The sequence below is a fragment of the Streptomyces panaciradicis genome (assembly GCF_023516615.1).
GTDB classification, from domain to species: Bacteria; Actinomycetota; Actinomycetes; order Streptomycetales; family Streptomycetaceae; genus Streptomyces; species Streptomyces panaciradicis.
The window spans coordinates 112,402-128,038 of sequence record NZ_JAMGBF010000034.1 but is presented as its reverse complement, the minus strand read 5'-3'; the positions used below and the strand labels follow the sequence as shown (position 1 = coordinate 128,038).

Sequence of the window (15,637 nt, the reverse complement as noted above, 5' to 3'; positions counted from 1 at the left end):
GGCCCGACACCGCCGGCCATGCCCGCACAACGGGGCCGGGGTGGGCGAGGTTCAAACGAGACGCGGATCGGCGGAAGCCGAGACCTGAGATCAGGAACGTTTCCGCAGGTCAGCGCACTTCCCGGTCATCACTCGATCGCGGGGAATCAAGCACAGTCACGCAACCGTCGCCTTCGGAACCAGGTTGCCCCAGGTGCTCGTCAGCTGATCACCAGGAGGACCACCTTGGCCATGCACCGTTTCGCGCGCCTCGCCACAACGCTGGCCACCGCCGCAACCCTCGCCCTTGCCTCGCCGGTATCCGCACACGCCACCGCGATCGGGTCGACTCCCGTCCGGACCTTCGAGTACAGCGTGGGTGGAATGACCATGAAGATCCCGACCGGCTGTATGTTCACGCACATCATTCGCGGCAGCGGCAGGGAGATCACCTATCAGAACGCCGGCGTCGACTGCGCGTTCGTCGCGGCACTCAGCAGCGGTTTCTGCAACTGGCGGATCGACTTCAGTTACGCCGACACCAACAACCGTACCTACCGCACATCACGCGGCCGGACCCACAACGAGTGCAAGATCGACCCGATGCGGAACAACGCTCCTCAGAGGCTGCCTCGTTACGGCAAGGCGTGCGCCCAGCTCTATGTCAACGGAGTGCGCCGCGTGAGCCAGTGCCACCACATCACGAAGTGAGTCCTTCAATGGTCGAGCAGGAACAGAGGAACGCGTCGGACCAGGCCTGGGAGACACGAAGGCGGCGAGCGGGCATCGCCGCCTTCCTCGCGGGCCTCGTCGCCACCCTGGCGTTCTTCGCCTTCTTCCCCGGACTGCCCAACGTCATCGACTGGGGAGCGCTCCTGGTAGCCCTCGTTGTGGGTGTGCTTGCCCGATGGCTTTGCCAGTCCCGGATGACGAATGCGGAACGTAAGAAGACAGAAAGTCTGAGGCGAAAGGGCCTGTAACCGTCCATGGCGGCCAACGCTTCACCTTGATAGCGGCCGTCCGCCTCTCGTCCGAGCGGGCGGCCCGACGCATTCCCGCCACGGGACGAACCTCGAACTGTCATCCACTATGGAGCGGCCAAGCTCGAATCGGATCTCACCGCAAGCCAACCAAACCTCATCAAACGGCAGTTGAGGACGGTTGAAAGATTGACGGGAGCTGTGAAGACCGGCGACAATCCGGCTCACTCACTGTTTCTGAAGTGAGCGAAGTGACGCGAGTGGCCCCGCCCCCACGAACTCCTCGTCTTCGTGCCCGTCGGTCGGCCGCGCGCGCCCACACACCTCCCACACCCCTGATTCCACAGAGGCAGATCTTGACGCGCTCTCCCCGCTCCAGAACCTCGGTCGCCCTTGCCGCAACCGCTTTCCTCGCCGCTGCCACTCCACTGCTCGGAGCGACCACGGCGAGCGCCACGACGGCCGGCGACTGCCAGTCCGCCACCGTGCAGTACCGCATCGTCGACGCCGACGGAAAGCCGGTCGGCGACGACTGGACCTCGCAGGGCGGTTTCCACCAGTGGACCGCCGTCCCCGGCACCGTGGAGGTGCGCCTGGCCCCCGGGCAGACCGTCGGCGACGGCTGCAAGTACCCGGTCTCCCTGGCCGAGTACACCACCGAGGGCTCCAACTGGTACACCTCCGGCCACCAGACCCTCGTCGACCACGCGACGGTGTACCTCACGGCCGCCGACGTCGCCGACAACAGCGGTGACAGCAAGCGGACCTGGCAGAAGCTGTCGGTGAAGACGCCCGACTGCTACGGGCAGATCGACCTGTACGGCGACGACGTCATCTACGACGGCAAGTCGGGGGACGGGCACGGCCCCGCCCCGTACCAGCCCGACAACATCGTCACCCCGTACCACCTCATCGCCGCGTGGAACGGCGGCGACAAGCCCTGCACCCCGGACAAGCCCAGCTCGCCCACGCCGTCGGACTCGACCCCGGCCACCCCGAGCACGCCCCCCGCCAGCCAGCCGCCCGCCACCGAGACGACCCCGCCGGCCACCCCGACGAAGCCGTCCTCGGCCACCACCCCGCCGACCACCCCGGACGTCCCGCCGCTGCATTCGACGCCGCCCACCACCCCGGCCCCCTCCCCCAGCGACAGCACTCCCCCGCTGGCCGAGACCGGCTCCAACGCACCGGTCGGCGCGATAGCCGGCGGTGCCGCCGTGGTGATCGCCGTCGGCGCAGGCGCCCTCTACATGACCCGCCGCACCCGCCGGTCGTAGAACGGTCGGACAGGAAAGCTCCGTAGAACACCCGGCAGCTCCGCCGCACACCTACTCCCAGCCGCTGCGCGGGAGACGGAGCGGCGGAGCTGCCGCAGCGGCACCGGGCAGTCACCCTCCGGTGATTACCCATACGGCTCCAGCCTTCCCAAGACTTCTGGGGAGAGCCCATGGGCGGGACGTAATCTTCCTCAGGGGCACCGCTCACACCCTCCATGCAAAAGCTCAGCTCCCCTCCCTCGCGGCCTCGCCGGGGCACACGGATTCGGCATGCCTTGCGCACGAACCAGGCTCAGGTTCCATGGCCGTCCATCACGCTGAGCAATGACTGAGTGCACAGCAGTGGCGCGACTCGCCCAAAGCGATGCCTGTGGTGAGGATCGATAACGCTCAGCGGTTTGACTTCATGTCCGAGAAGGGCTCCGCAGCAGACAGGCGGTCTTGCGGCGGTCGTTCAACGACTCTGACAGTGAGGATCACTGAGGCAGCGCGCTGACCGTGAGGGGGACGATCTCGTGCGGGCTGGGTTCGAAGGAATGGACGAACTGCTGCGGGACCGTCTGCTGATCATGGTGAACGACCAGTTGGCGATCGACATGCTGCCGCACGTCCCGGCCCGTACGGGCGGACTGGTGCTGACAGGCGCCGCCGCACCGGTCAGATGCCGAGAGATTCGCAACGTCCTGCCGAAGACGGTCGTGGCCATGGACTACTGCAGTCACACCCAACAAACCGCCACGGCCGACGCTCCCTTCTGCATCAAAACCCCTTACGGCTGGCGCCGCCTGGATCTCGCCGGGCTCAGCGAGATTCTGGACGGCCAGCGCGACAACAAGGCGTCCTATGCCGTCACACCCACGTGTTTCATCCCGGCGGACCAGGTGGGAGACGCCTCGGTACTCAAGGCTGTGATTCGTCAGGCCAACCAACTGCGCCGCGACGACACGCTGTTACTGCTGCCCTGCAGCTGGCGGTGGTTCCAGCGTTCGGCTCTGCCCCACCTCGCGGAGCAGATCCAGACCAGCCGGCATCCTGTTGCACTGATCGTGCAGGCGGACGGTGATCCACTCGAACGCAAACAGGTCCCTGAAGGCTTACGGCAGTTGTGTCGTTCCTGCCCCCGGCTCGTTCTGTGGCGCACCGATCTCGCCGCCTTTGACGCAATGGCACACGGAGCGCTGGGTGCGGCGGTCGGTGCCTCGGCCGTACTCCGGCATGGTGTGATGCCGCGGCCTGACAGCGCAGGCGGTGGTCACAAGCCGTATCCGGTGGTCCTGGTCCGGCGACTGCTCCGTTACCACCGCGTGGCGACACTCGACGACTGGTTCGCCCACGTCGACCCGTGGACCTGTACCTGCGCAGTCTGCGACGGCGCCGCTCTCACCCGCTTCACGGACAGCGACGCCGACGTTCTCGCGGCCCTGCAGCACACGGTCCGCGAACTCTATTCGCTGCACGAGGAACTGGAAGCGACACTGCCTGGCGACGAGCGCATCGGCTGGTGGCGTCAGCAACTCGCGGACGCCTGGGACTACCACCGTCTACTGGCATCCCAGACCGACACCGAGGTCTCCTTTCCGAAGGTGCTCCAGGCCTGGCGCCGCCCGAGTCCGCCGGCGCTGCCCGCCGCCGAGGCGTATCGGGCTCAGGGCCAGGTCGACCCGAGTTGATGCCAGGCCTGCTCGTGGAAGAGCCATTGGGCAGCGGAATGCCGTCGGGGGCGGTAGGGGGCAGGTTCAAGGAGCCAACGCAGCCCTGCGGGCCCTTGGGTAGCAACGCCGACCCCGTAGAGGCGGGCCTTGAGGAGGAGTAGGTCCATATCAGTGTCGTCGGCTGCATCGGAGTTGCGCCGCCTCCGTCCCGAGGCGGAGTGCGATACGACGACCCCGCGGGCACAGAACGGCGCGAACTGCGAGGCATCGCGAACCGCCGAGTCCCATCCACGAGGAGAGATGCCGCACAGTCCATGGACAAGGACCAACTCGACACGGACAGCCGGTACGAGCCGCCGCACGGCGATGCCCTGTCCGTCCTCGAGATCCACGACGCCGGGCGGCGCGCCGTGCAAGGTCCGCAGGGCGTGCGCCTCGAGAGATGACAGCTGTACGGGGAGGTCCGCTGGCAGGTCTTGCAGGACCGTGAGCACCACGCGGCTGTCGACAGCGCCGAGGCCCGCTGCCGAGCGGCGGCGGGCCTCATCGGCGAACACGGTGACGGCGGCCTGCACCTGTTGTCCGCGCAGTCTCAGTCCGACGAGTGCCTGCTCGGCCAGCAGCATGTCCTGTGTCCTCGTCCGGGTGGCTGGGGGCGGTCTGTCGGCGGCCCGTGGCCCTTCGACACGGCTCGTCTCCCGATGTCTACCAGCCCTGCGCGCTCCGGGCACATCCGGGGGCCGAATGCGGCCTCCCCGGCCATATCCCGCTAGGACGTCACCTCTCTACGCCGCCCTCCGTACTGGTTCCGACACTGTCTGAGGGTCTGCTTGCTGCGGGGCCAGTGCAGTGGGTGAAGGTTGCGCAAAGGCGTCGAGTGCAGTTACCCCGAATCGACGTGCGAAGGGCACAACGGCCATGGCCAGCGCGACCACGATCGGCTGGGTGAACTCCCCCGCGACTCCGGTCACGCCCAGTGCCACTCCGACAGCCGCCAAGGCGCACATGAAGAGCAGCGGGACAAGAACTCGGGCCTTCGGGGAGGGCACTGCGGTCGGTTCGAGAACGGTGTCCGGCACGGCGACCAGTCGATCGACGTCGACGACGCGAAAATCCGCGACCTCGGCTCGCGGACGGCTGCTGTACTTCATGATGTTGCAGATGAGCAGCCACAGTTCACGCTCGTGCGTTCGCCGTTGCTCACTATCGGCGCTTTCATGAATGTGCGCGGTGTGGTGCCGCAAGGCCCGTACGACACGTGCGGTGCTCTGGATCATCTGCAGACGGCTGCCGGGTACGGCTCCGGCAGACTCCCTGTGCGCACGCCGTGCCAGGGCCGTGCACAGCTGCTCGATCGACTGGCTCTGCCAGGCCGCAGGGGTCGACTTGACCGGGCCTTTCTTGGCACGCGTGGTGAAGGACTCAAGAACCTCCACGGCGGTATATGTGACCGTGCCCGCCGAGTCGGCGTTACGCACGGCCCAGATGTCGATGCAGGTCAGAAGGGCTGACACAAAGACGAAGGTGAGGTAGACGCCGACAGCCCAAAGCGACGACGCACGCCAGGCCGAGGGGTTGACCACGAGTGCGAGAGCAGCGGAGGCAAGCATGCCTGGTGCCGCAAGGAACATCCAGCTGAGCTGTGCCCACGTGGCGTGAGCGTGCACCTGTCTTACGACCGGTTTGTGCGTCAGCACGTCGACCTCCGTACAGACACGTACCGGTTCGGGCAGCGCTTCCCTGATTGATTCCAGTCTGCTTCTGGCCTTGCCGAGCCCGAGACGCTTCAGCAGAGGCACGCGCCCGAGATACCTCCCGGGGATGCGCGTGCCGCTCACCCACGGGATGTAGTAGCTGACGAGCACACAAGGCGTGACGGTGAACCAGAAATAGAAAACGAACCATAAGTAGGTCTGTCTCACGCTCATGGAGGCAGGGTGCCAGGAGGCACTGACAGAGCTACGGAAGCATCGTCACCTCCGCGGCGGCAGCCGCGTCACCCCGGCTCGGACGATCCGCCCGAGCTGAGGCTGTAGCGACTATGACCACACAACCCTCTGTGATATTCGACGTACTCCTGGTCGATGACATGTTCGGGACGACGTATCAGGGGCCGGATCAACTCGCCGTCACTGCTGCGCCGCACGTTCCAGTCCTCGTCGATGAAGAGGAACAGGCGATCGAACTGAACATGATGATTGGGGCAGAGACACAGCAGGTTGGACAGCTTGTCCGGTCCCTCATGCGGGGTTCCAAGGCCTTGGATGTGCGCAGCCTCGCTGTAATGACCGAAACGGGTTTCTAGCTGCAGGCCGCACACCTGACACCGATGCTGATGAATGAACTTGATCTTCTCGACGAGGCGGAGGTCGCGATCGGGGCGCGAGGAAGTCACCTGTCGTCGCTTTCCGCCTCCAGTGGTCTCGGCGCCGTCACCCCGGCCTTCGAACTCCTCTCCCGCGTCCCCGCTGGCATGCGCGTATCCCGCCAGCCCGAGGCGCGTCAGCAAAGCCCCTTGGTCGATGCGTTGGAAGTACGTGGCACAGAGCAGGCCGATCGCTTCGGCGCGGGTGAGTGGCTGCTTCAGCAGCTTCGCCACCTCTGGCCGGAGCCCAGCCGCGACACCGGACTCGGTCGAGGACACCGCTGACATGGATTGGAGCCCCTCACCCTGCGCACGTTCCGTCTCCCACAATCCGCTGCTCTGCAGGTGCCGGAACGGGTACTCGGGTGCCGCCGCGTCGCCAGAGCCACCGAACTCCACCAGAAGAGGACCGACCTCTGCTTTGAAGTCGTTCCATGGCACAAGGCGGCTCTGCCCCGACACGAGTCGGCTGATGGACCACAACAGAGTCAGTGCCCCGTGGTGCGTATGCGTCTCCCCCGGCACGTTGGCATCCAAGGTGCCGAGGGCACGGAGGAGCCCCTCTCGCCCCAGGTTGACTGCCGCCGCCACAGCGGCTTCTCCCCTGGTGGGCCGGTCCAGGGCGGTTGTCTTCCCCTCCAGAAGGCTGTTCAGCAGCCCCAGCTGACGTCGCCGCTCAGCGGCCCGCACCAGCGTGAGGTAGCGCACCTCCTTGTGTAGTTTCAATGCGCTCAGGATCGGGGCCGCTGGGATCTTGAACTCGGAGATGTCTCCAAGTGCCATGATGTGTTCCCAGGTTCGCCCGTCCTTGAGCTCCCCCCAGATCGCCCTAGCCAACTCGGGATTGCGGAACAGCCCGAGGACGCGGGCTTTGGCGATGAACGACTTTTCGGCGTAGAACAACACCTCGTCGCCGACCTTCTGCTCCCGCAGTGCGGTGCCCTTGGGATGGGTCTCCTTCTTGACCGGCGTCGCTCCCCACAGCCGGGCCACTCCATCGGGAAAGATTTCCTTGAGTTGCTCCGCGTGCGTACCCAAGACGTGCTCGTACTCCGCGAGCCGGATGCCCTTCCGTATCGAGCGGTCGAAGTTCTGAGGCCCACGAAGCTGCGCGGTACCCCTGGGCTGCAGTAGCCACTGCACCGAGGCATCGGCTTCCCCGGCGGGGTCCGTACCGTCCCGTTTGTCCGTTACCGCGCCAGTCCCGAGGATCAGGCGGCCACCATACTCATTCCCCATGGTGATCAGATTTTCATACGAACGAGGGCCTCAGGTAAGGCCTTTTGGTAACAGCCGCACCGAGGGAGTTCGCCGGTTCCTCGCCCCGCTTCAAGCGGATCCCACCTCATGGCTCCTCGTGGGGCCCGACGTCAGCCCCCGGTCAGGAAGCGGACTCCCCGGGAAAGGCTCCGGTCAGGAAGCTGTCAAGGATCCGCCCTCGCAGGTCGCGCAGTTTCTCGTCCTCCACTTGCGCGATGCGCGCCCGTTCATGGAGGCGTCCGACGAGCCGGGCGAAGTGCTCACGCACCTCACTCGGGGGCCACCGAACCATGATGGCTCCGAACGCGCTACGGCTGAGTTCACGTCCTGCAGATCCATGTGCGGCGGCTGCGAATTCGGCCCCACGTGAGCGGATCTCGTGCAACAACCAGTGCGCATCGGAGACCGAGTCGAGCCCCAGCACCAGTACCCCGCGGCCGATGGCGACAGGTACATGGTTCATCACGGCGCGCACGCCGTCTTCTCTGGAGGCGACAAGAAGGGAGCCCGGGGCACACGCGCGACGCTCCTTGCCCTTGGGCAGCCGTCGCTCGGTGCTGTACAGGTGAGGCAGGTCACTCTGCAGGATGTCCGCAGGAGCGACGAAAGCGGTACCGCCCTCGGTATGCGTTCCGTCGTCGTCCGGGCGCGGGCGTGGTGCAGTTCCGGCTGCGAGGTGAACCAGGCCGGCGATGGGCTGTTCCGGCCAGGACTCGCTGTTGCGCGCCTCGCATGCGAATAGCGCATCGCTCAGCTCCGTGGCGCACTCGGCGATACGCACATTCTTAGCTGTCTTCGCCGCCAGAAGCCGCGTCGCCCGCAATAGGGCGGCCCTCGGCCCTGGCGGCGGCATCGGCACAGGGAGGCTTCGTAGCGCCGCCAGACTGAGCGTGCGTTGCAGCGTGGAACTAGTGGCCTGCCGCTCGCACCAGTTTTGCACAGCCGTCGATCCGAGCCACAGGCTCAGCCAGGCCGCCTCGTCGGGCTCGCTCGCGCGGATGATGGCGACGGTCCGAGACGCGTTCCAGTGACGGAAATCTCTGCTGACGACTGCCGCTTCACCCACGCGGCCGACCAGGACCACAACGACGTCGCCAACTTCCAGTTGGCTGCGCAGGTTGGTTTCGTGCACCTGGGGGGCGATCCGCCTCGGTTCGTCGCTGCGCAGTCGTCCGTCCTGGATGTCGGCAGCTCTAATCATGGGCACGCCGTCATCGATGTGCGCCCCAGGGCGAGTGATGCCATACCCAATGACCTGCACGGTCGGCAGATCACCCAGCCGTCCCACGCCCCAATCCCCGGGCAGTCGCTGCAGCTCGCTCTCCAGACTCTCCTGCGTCACAGCTGCCCCAGCAGGTTACGCAACTCGGCTTCGAGGCGGCGGGACGTCTCGAACAAACCGAGCAGTTCGTCGGTCAGGTCGGCAGCACGCTCGTGGGCATCTACGGTCACGGATTCGACAGCCGGCGCGGCGATATGGTGGGAGGGCAGTACGTCGTACTCCTTCGCCGCGATCTCGTCCCGGGAGACCGATGTACACCAGGCGGGTACGTCCTCGTACGGCTGGCTGCCCCGCGCTCCCCTCCAGGCAGCGAAGGTCTTGATGATGCGCTTCTTCGCTGCCTCCGGCATGGCTCGCCGTCCACGCGTCACGCTCGCTGCGGTGTCACTAGCGTTGATCAGCAGGAACTGTCCCGACCGGTCACTGCGCCCCCAGTTGTCGCGAGGTTTTTTGCTCTTGGTGAAGAGCCAGAGACTCACCGGGTTGCGCACATGTGGAATCAGGCCGGCAGGCAGCTCGACCACGCAACTCAGGACATCGTCATCGACCAGACGGGCGCGGATCCGGCCTTCGCCGGCCTTCGCCGTCGTGGCAGCGCCTGTGGGCAGCAGGAGTGCACCTCGCCCCGTCGGCCTCATCTTTTTCACGACATGCTGTGCCCAGGCGAAGTTGGCGTTTCCGGCCGGTGGGACCCCGTACGGCCAAGGAAGGCTGTGGCGGAGGTAGCCACCCTCGTCCCAACCGGACTGATTGAAAGGCGGGTTGGCGACAACCACGTCAAAGGTATGGTCCGGGAACCGATCGTTGACCCATGTGGATTCCGGCCCCTGCAGGTGCGCTGCAGCCCCGTGTATCGAGACATTCATCGCAGCGGTCTGCAGCGCGATCCGACTCGCGTCCTGGCCGTACAACGCCAGCTCATCGGCATGGCCACCGCTCGCTTCGAGGTACTCGCGAGCCCGCAGGAGGAGGCCGCCGGAACCACAGACGGGGTCATAGACGGCGTCGCCCTCCCTGGGCTCCATCACACCGGCCAGGAGGCGAGCGACATCCGACGGCGTGTAGTAGTCGCCGCCCTTGCTTGTTGTCTGCGTACGGTCCAGACAGGCTTCGAAGATCTCTGTCAGGTCGGGCGCTGCAGCCACCCAGTCGATCAAGGGCGCTACTTGGTGACCTCGCAATCCATCCAGATTCGGCAGGTCCAGTAGCACGGGAAACTCCCTCTCCCGCGCGCTTAGTCCACGATGGAGCGCGCGAGCCAGGCCGTGCCCCCCGTCGTGTCGGAGACCTCCACGTGAAAGCTCACGCCAGCCTTCGCAGGCCAGCGTGTAATCGCCTCGCCCATCGTCGCGGTCCGTATCTGCCTCGTGGCGCAGCAGGATCACTGCCATGACGAGGAGTAGAGCGTCCTGAGGTGCCAGTGCCCCGCGCAGGGCATCCAGCACCCTCCCCAGTGACATCCCCTTCGACGCTCGCTCCACCTTGTCTCCCGTCTGCGCACGCGTTCGGCCGGACGACCGGCTTCTGGTGCGCCCATCATGCCTGGCCCGGCTCAGTCGCCGCTCAGATAGGTCATGACCATGAAGGCCATGGTGAACACCGCTACGAACACGCCCCCGCCGGTCATGACGGCCTGATCCAGGTTTCCTGTGCGCGCCAGGCGCCAGAGGGCGACCAGCAGCGCAGAGATCATCGCCACCGCTATCGCGAGCGTCACCTTCATGCCGCGCATCCCACCCACCCGTGCTCTCCCTTCACCATGCATGCCTACAAAGCACAACAAACAGGCGAGATGCAACACCCCCCTGTCGACCCACACACCACAGTAGCGTACTGCAGCAGTCGGTTTGGTAAACAGCTAGCAGTCGGTTTGGTGCTCCACTCGACATTAAAATGCCACTTCCAAAGCTCGAAGTTGATTTGGTGAATCCACTCCCAAGCCGGGAGCTCTGACAGTCACCCCACCCATCCCCCTTCGTCCCAGTTCCCCGCCCCGCTACGATCGGTGCGGGGCTTTTTGCAGCCTGAGCAGCAGCGATCGGCAAGAACAACAGCGAAGCGGGGATGGCACATGCGGGACGGCCGGTGGACTGCGGTCACCGACTCCGAGTTCCAGCATGAGCACAGGGGCCTGGAGGCCATCCGCGAGAAGCTCCCGGACAACGACCCGTGGCGGGCCTGGTCGAACTTCACCTTCACCGCCCACACCGGCCACGTCCGGGAAGTAGACCTGCTCGTGATCGCCCCGGGCGGCGTGCACCTGATCGAGCTCAAGGACTGGCACGGCTCCGTCGAGTCCCGCAACGGCACCTGGCTGCAGACCCAGCCCAGCGGCCGGCAAATCCCCCACGGCAATCCGCTGCACCTGGCCAACAAGAAGGCCAAGGAGCTGGCCGCGCTGCTCCAGCAGAACGGCGAGAAGGTGTGGGTCTCGGAGGCCGTCTGCTTCACCGACTCCTCGCTGCGCAACCGGCTGCCCGCCCACGACCGCAACGGTGTCTTCACGGTGCACCAGCTCAGCGAGATGCTGAAGGAGCCGCCGAAGGACGAGTACCGCCGGATCGACGCCGCACGGTCGCGCCGGATCAAGGCGGCCCTGGAGCGCATCGGCATCGCGCGCAGCGACGCCGAGTACAAGGTCGGCCCGTACCTGCTGAGCCGGAAGGCGTTCGACTCGGGTCCCACCTGGGCCGACTATCTGGCCCAGCACAGTGAGCTGCCGGAGGCAGCCCGCGTCCGTGTCTATCTGCGCGAGCGCGGCTCCGACGCCGAGCTGCGGGCATCCGTGGAGCGCGCGGCGCGCCGTGAGGCCGCGGTGCTGCGTTATTTCCGGCACCCTGGTGTCGTCCAGCTCAAGCAGTACGACCCGTCGGGGCACTCGGCGGGCCCCGCGCTGATCTTCGACTTCGATCCGCGGACCCTGCGTCTGGACGAGTACCTGATCCAGTACGGCGAGAAGCTGGACATCCTCAGCCGGATGGCGCTGGTGCGGCAGCTCGCCGAGACGGTGCGCTCGGCGCACGGCCGACGGATCTTCCACCGCACCCTGGCGGCCCGCGCGGTCCACGTCATCCCGCGCGGCCGTGGCGGCCGTGGCGGCCGGAGAGACTCCGAGAGCGAGTCCGGGGCCTGGTCCAGCCCACACCTGCAGATCTCCGACTGGCAGGTCGCCGTCCAGCGCAGCTCCGAGCACGGCGTGACCGGCAACGGCGAGCGGTTCGCCCCCACGACCTTCTCGCGCGCGGGCGCGCATCTCGCCGAGGGCGCGGACCCTTATCTGGCCCCGGAGCTGACCGCGCTCAGGCCCGACCCGGTCGCCCTGGACGTGTACGGACTCGGAGTGCTCACCTATCTCCTGGCCACCGGCAGGCCACCGGCCGCCAGCCAGGCCGAACTGGTGGCCCGCTACGAGGCGGGCGAGGGCCTGCGCCCCAGCTCTGTGGTGGACGGCCTCTCCCCGTACATCGACGAGCTGGTGCAGGCGGCCACGGCCTACGACGTCTCCGCCCGGCTGTCGTCGGTGGACGACTTCCTGGAGATGCTGGAGGTCGTCGAGGCCGACCTGACCGAACCTCCGACGGCCGAGGCCCCACGCCCGGCCGAACCCGAGAAGGACCCCCTGGACGCGGTCGCGGGCGACGTGCTGGCGGGCCGCTGGGAGGTCAGGCGCCGCCTCGGTACGGGTTCGACGAGCCGCGCGTTCCTGGTGCGGGACCTGACCGCCGGCCCGGATGTGCGCTTCTCGAAGTCCCTGGCGGTGCTGAAGGTCGCGACGTCGGACAGTCGCGGCGAGGTGCTGCGCCGCGAGGCCGAGGTGCTGGGCCGGCTCCGCCCCGACTCCCGCGTGATCCGCCTGGTCGAGCCGGAGCCGCAGCGCATCGGCCCGCGCACGGTCCTGGTCATGGAATACGTCGGCGACGAGCGCGAGGAGAGCGGCGAGTCGTCCGCTCCGGGTACGAAGCGCCGACGCCGGGAGGAGACCGTCGCCCGGCAGCTGCGCGAGTTCGGCCGCCTGTCCGTGGACCAACTCGAGGCGTACGGCGACTACCTGTTCGGCGCGGTGGACTTCCTCGAAGGCGAGGGCGTGTGGCACCGCGACATCAAGCCGGACAACATCGCGATCCGCATCCGGCCGAACCGCACCCGCGAGCTGGTGCTGATCGACTTCTCGCTCGCGGGCTACCCGGTGAACGAGACCGCGGCGGGCACGGACGGCTACCTCGACCCGTTCATCGGCATGCTCACCGACCGCTCGGTCTACGACGCCCACGCCGAGCGCTACGCCCTGGCCGTCACCCTGCACGAGATGGCGTCCCGAGAGCTCCCGGTGTGGGGCGATGGCAAGGTCTCGCCGCGCCAGACCGACCCGGAGAAGGAGCCGTACCCGAGGATCGCCGCCGACGCCTTCGACCCGGCGGTACGGGACGGCCTGGTCGCGTTCTTCCAGAAGGCACTGCACCGGGACGCCTCCCAGCGCTTCCCCGACCTCAAGCCGATGCGGGACGCCTGGAAGAAGATCTTCCTCGCCATGGACGAGGCGAAGCCCTCGTCCCGCCGCCCGTCACGGCACGCGGCACCGCCCGCGCAGGGCGAGGCGGCGCAGCCCGCCCCGGACGCCGCTATCCCGGAGGCCGAGGAGGAGAGCGCCGAGCAGCAGCGCGAGCGGCTGGCGGAGCGCGTCGACCGGGACACGCTCGTCTCGTCGTCCGGTCTGAGCCCGGCCGCGGAGTCGTTCGTGTACGGCCTCGGCGTCAACACGGTCGGTGAGTTGCTCGACTACAGCCAGCGCCAGCTCGTCAACGCCCCCGGTCTCGGTGCCAAGACCCGCAAGGAGGTCCTGAGCCGCATCAAGCAGTGGCGGCTCAAGCTCGCGGAGAAGCCCGCCGCGCCGCTCACTCCCGAGGGTCGCAAGGCCGCGAAGGAGGAGCTGTCGGCCGCCGAGGCCGCGGCGGCCGACGCGGTGGCGGCGAGCGGCGGTACCGGTGCGGGTTCGCTGCCTGAGCGCGCGCTGCGCAGCGTCAGCCTCGACACCCTCGCCACGGTGTTCGTACCGCCGCTGCGCAAGGACGGCTCGAACCACAACGAGTGCGAGATGGTACGGCTGCTGCTGCGCCTGCCCAACGAGCAGGGCGTACTGCCGGCGGAGGTCGGGGTATGGCCGACGCAGACGGACGTCGCGCACGTGCTCGGGCTGTCGCGAGGACGCATCCCTCAGATGCTGAAGAACCAGCGGACCCGCTGGAAGAAGCACCCAGCGGTACGGGCGCTGCGCGCCGAGGTCCTGGACCTCCTGCACGACCTGGGCCGGGTCGCTTCGGCGGCGGAGATCGCGGACGCGCTGACCGTGCGGCGCGGCACCCAGCTCCAGGAGCGCGAGCAGCGCCGGGCGCTGGCGCTGGCCGCCGTACGGGCCGTGGTGGAGGTCGAGCAACTCGTCCCGGAGGAGGCCGAGTTCCAGCACGCCCCGAACCGCGACGCGGCCGACGAGAGCATGGGCGCAGGGCTGCTGGCGCTGGAGGTGGGCGCGGACGACGCGCCGGACACGCCGTCCGCGCCGGGCCTGCTCCACTACGCCCAGCGGCTCGGCCGTATCGCCGACACCATGTCGGAACTCGACACCCTGCCGACCGCGGCGACCGTGGTGGCCGAGCTCGGTGCCGTACCTCCGCCGAGCGCGGCAGTGCAGTGGGACGACCGGCGCATGGTGGAGATCGCGGTGGCCGCCTCCCGCCATGCCGCCGCGACGCCCCGCCTGGAGATCTATCCGCGCAAGCTGCCGCTGGTGCGCGCGCTGCGCCTCACCCAGGCCGGCCTGGTACCGCTCATCCCCGGGATGGCGGAGGCCGAGCAGCCGGGCCTGACGGCGGACGACGTCCACGAGCGGGTACGGGCCCGCTTCCCGGAGCTGCTGAACGAGCGGCGTGGCCATGCGCTGCCCACGGGCGGCCCGCTGACGAGGGCTCTGCGTGAGGCCGGCTTCGACCTGGTGCTGTCGACGCGCAAGAGCACGGGGACGCTGCGCTATCTGCCGAGCAGTCCGGACGGAGTGTCTGCCTATCTGTCGTCGGACGCCCGACGGCAGCCGACGGGCACCGTCTCCGCGCACCGCTACTCCGACGACCCGGAGCTCGCGGCGGCGGGCACGGCCGAGGACCGGCTGAAGGCCTCGGCACGGCGGGACGGCTTCCGCGTACTGACGGTGCCGACGGAGTGGGCGCGGGATGCGATCGACGAACTTGGGCGCGACGACTTCGCGGGCGGGGCCGTCGTGGTGTCGGTGGCCGAGCTGTTCGTGCGGGCGCTGCACGAGCTGGTCGACCCTCGGCCCAAGCCCACGTGGGAGACGATCCTGCGTGCGGATGTGGCGAAGGCCGGGACGCCGGGAGCGATGAAGTTCGCCGAGTACGCGGGGACGGCGTGGGGGCTGGTGGAGCCTCGGATCGGCGAGCTGCTGGTGCCGGGAGGCACGGGTTCTGGGAACGGCGGCGGGGGCGGGTCGGCTGCTCCGTTGCTGCTGACGGACGCCGGGGTCTTCGCCCGGTACGACGCGATGGGTGTACTGGAGCGGCTGGCGGAGCGGTCGCGGGGTGGCGGACGCGCGCTGTGGCTGCTGTGCCCGCAGAGCGACCCGGCCCGGCCGCCGCGGCTGGGGACGGTGGCGGTGCCGTATCAGTCGGGGCTGGGCGAGTGGATCGTGCTGAATGAGTCCTGGGTGCAGAACGCGCACCGCGCGAAGCCGGAGAGGGCCGGGGCCGGCGGGCCACGGGGATGATGCGTTGAGCGCGCGTGCCGTACTCGGAGCGGTTCGCGTGTGGGTGGGGATGACGACAGGAGACGTGACC

Annotated in this window: 11 protein-coding genes; 5 read left to right on the top strand and 6 right to left on the bottom strand. The window is 67.8% G+C overall.

Going from position 1 to position 15,637, the window contains the following annotated elements; genetic code table 11:
- The first annotated feature begins 231 nt into the window (after positions 1 to 231).
- From M8J74_RS14415 to M8J74_RS14400, 4 genes are all read left to right on the top strand, one after another.
- Positions 232 to 690 carry a hypothetical protein gene (locus tag M8J74_RS14415; RefSeq protein WP_249836789.1) on the top strand — a complete coding sequence of 153 codons (459 nt, stop codon included), beginning with the start codon at positions 232 to 234 and terminating at the stop codon, positions 688 to 690.
- A gap of 8 nt (positions 691 to 698) precedes the next feature.
- Positions 699 to 959 (top strand): hypothetical protein, encoded by a 261-nt coding sequence (locus M8J74_RS14410; RefSeq protein WP_249836766.1) that lies wholly within the window; start codon positions 699 to 701, stop codon positions 957 to 959.
- 356 nt (positions 960 to 1,315) lie between these two features.
- On the top strand, positions 1,316 to 2,236 hold the full coding sequence (locus tag M8J74_RS14405; RefSeq protein ID WP_249836765.1) for an LAETG motif-containing sortase-dependent surface protein: 921 nt from the start codon (positions 1,316 to 1,318) through the stop codon (positions 2,234 to 2,236).
- A gap of 536 nt (positions 2,237 to 2,772) precedes the next feature.
- Positions 2,773 to 3,906 (top strand): hypothetical protein, encoded by a 1,134-nt coding sequence (locus M8J74_RS14400; protein ID WP_249836764.1) that lies wholly within the window; start codon positions 2,773 to 2,775, stop codon positions 3,904 to 3,906.
- On the opposite strand, the gene M8J74_RS14395 is transcribed toward M8J74_RS14400, so the two are convergent.
- The 6 genes from M8J74_RS14395 to M8J74_RS14370 form a co-directional block, all read right to left on the bottom strand.
- Complete coding sequence (locus M8J74_RS14395; RefSeq protein ID WP_249836763.1) at positions 3,882 to 4,514, bottom strand: hypothetical protein; 633 nt, start codon at positions 4,512 to 4,514, stop codon at positions 3,882 to 3,884. The genes M8J74_RS14400 and M8J74_RS14395 overlap by 25 nt on opposite strands.
- 159 nt (positions 4,515 to 4,673) lie before the next feature.
- Positions 4,674 to 5,816, bottom strand: coding sequence for a hypothetical protein (locus M8J74_RS14390; RefSeq protein WP_249836762.1), 1,143 nt, complete (start codon positions 5,814 to 5,816; stop codon positions 4,674 to 4,676).
- A gap of 68 nt (positions 5,817 to 5,884) precedes the next feature.
- A complete protein-coding gene (locus M8J74_RS14385) occupies positions 5,885 to 7,492 on the bottom strand; it encodes an HNH endonuclease (RefSeq protein ID WP_249836761.1) in 1,608 nt (535 codons plus the stop codon).
- 142 nt (positions 7,493 to 7,634) lie between these two features.
- Complete coding sequence (locus tag M8J74_RS14380; protein WP_249836760.1) at positions 7,635 to 8,855, bottom strand: restriction endonuclease subunit S domain-containing protein; 1,221 nt, start codon at positions 8,853 to 8,855, stop codon at positions 7,635 to 7,637.
- Positions 8,852 to 10,186: an N-6 DNA methylase gene (locus M8J74_RS14375; protein ID WP_249836759.1), complete on the bottom strand. Its 1,335-nt coding sequence runs from the start codon at positions 10,184 to 10,186 to the stop codon at positions 8,852 to 8,854. Before M8J74_RS14375 ends, M8J74_RS14380 begins: the two co-directional genes overlap by 4 nt.
- 161 nt (positions 10,187 to 10,347) lie before the next feature.
- Positions 10,348 to 10,518, bottom strand: a complete 171-nt coding sequence (locus tag M8J74_RS14370) for a hypothetical protein (RefSeq protein WP_249836758.1) — start codon at positions 10,516 to 10,518, stop codon at positions 10,348 to 10,350.
- 348 nt (positions 10,519 to 10,866) lie between these two features.
- On the opposite strand from M8J74_RS14370, the gene pglW reads away from it, so the two are divergent.
- Positions 10,867 to 15,567, top strand: a complete 4,701-nt coding sequence (gene pglW, locus M8J74_RS14365; protein WP_249836757.1) for a BREX system serine/threonine kinase PglW — start codon at positions 10,867 to 10,869, stop codon at positions 15,565 to 15,567.
- The last annotated feature ends 70 nt before the right edge of the window (positions 15,568 to 15,637 follow it).

Bases quoted from the DNA above. Each gene is read 5' to 3' on its own strand.
- M8J74_RS14375 (WP_249836759.1), bottom strand. From the start codon at position 10,186: ATGGCAGTGATCCTGCTGCGCCACGAGGCAGATACGGACCGCGACGAT.
- M8J74_RS14390 (WP_249836762.1), bottom strand. From the start codon at position 5,816: ATGAGCGTGAGACAGACCTACTTATGGTTCGTTTTCTATTTCTGGTTC.
- M8J74_RS14385 (WP_249836761.1), bottom strand. From the start codon at position 7,492: ATGGGGAATGAGTATGGTGGCCGCCTGATCCTCGGGACTGGCGCGGTA.
- pglW (WP_249836757.1), top strand. From the start codon at position 10,867: ATGCGGGACGGCCGGTGGACTGCGGTCACCGACTCCGAGTTCCAGCAT.
- M8J74_RS14370 (WP_249836758.1), bottom strand. From the start codon at position 10,518: ATGAAGGTGACGCTCGCGATAGCGGTGGCGATGATCTCTGCGCTGCTG.
- M8J74_RS14395 (WP_249836763.1), bottom strand. From the start codon at position 4,514: ATGCTGCTGGCCGAGCAGGCACTCGTCGGACTGAGACTGCGCGGACAA.
- M8J74_RS14400 (WP_249836764.1), top strand. From the start codon at position 2,773: ATGGACGAACTGCTGCGGGACCGTCTGCTGATCATGGTGAACGACCAG.
- M8J74_RS14410 (WP_249836766.1), top strand. From the start codon at position 699: ATGGTCGAGCAGGAACAGAGGAACGCGTCGGACCAGGCCTGGGAGACA.
- M8J74_RS14415 (WP_249836789.1), top strand. From the start codon at position 232: ATGCACCGTTTCGCGCGCCTCGCCACAACGCTGGCCACCGCCGCAACC.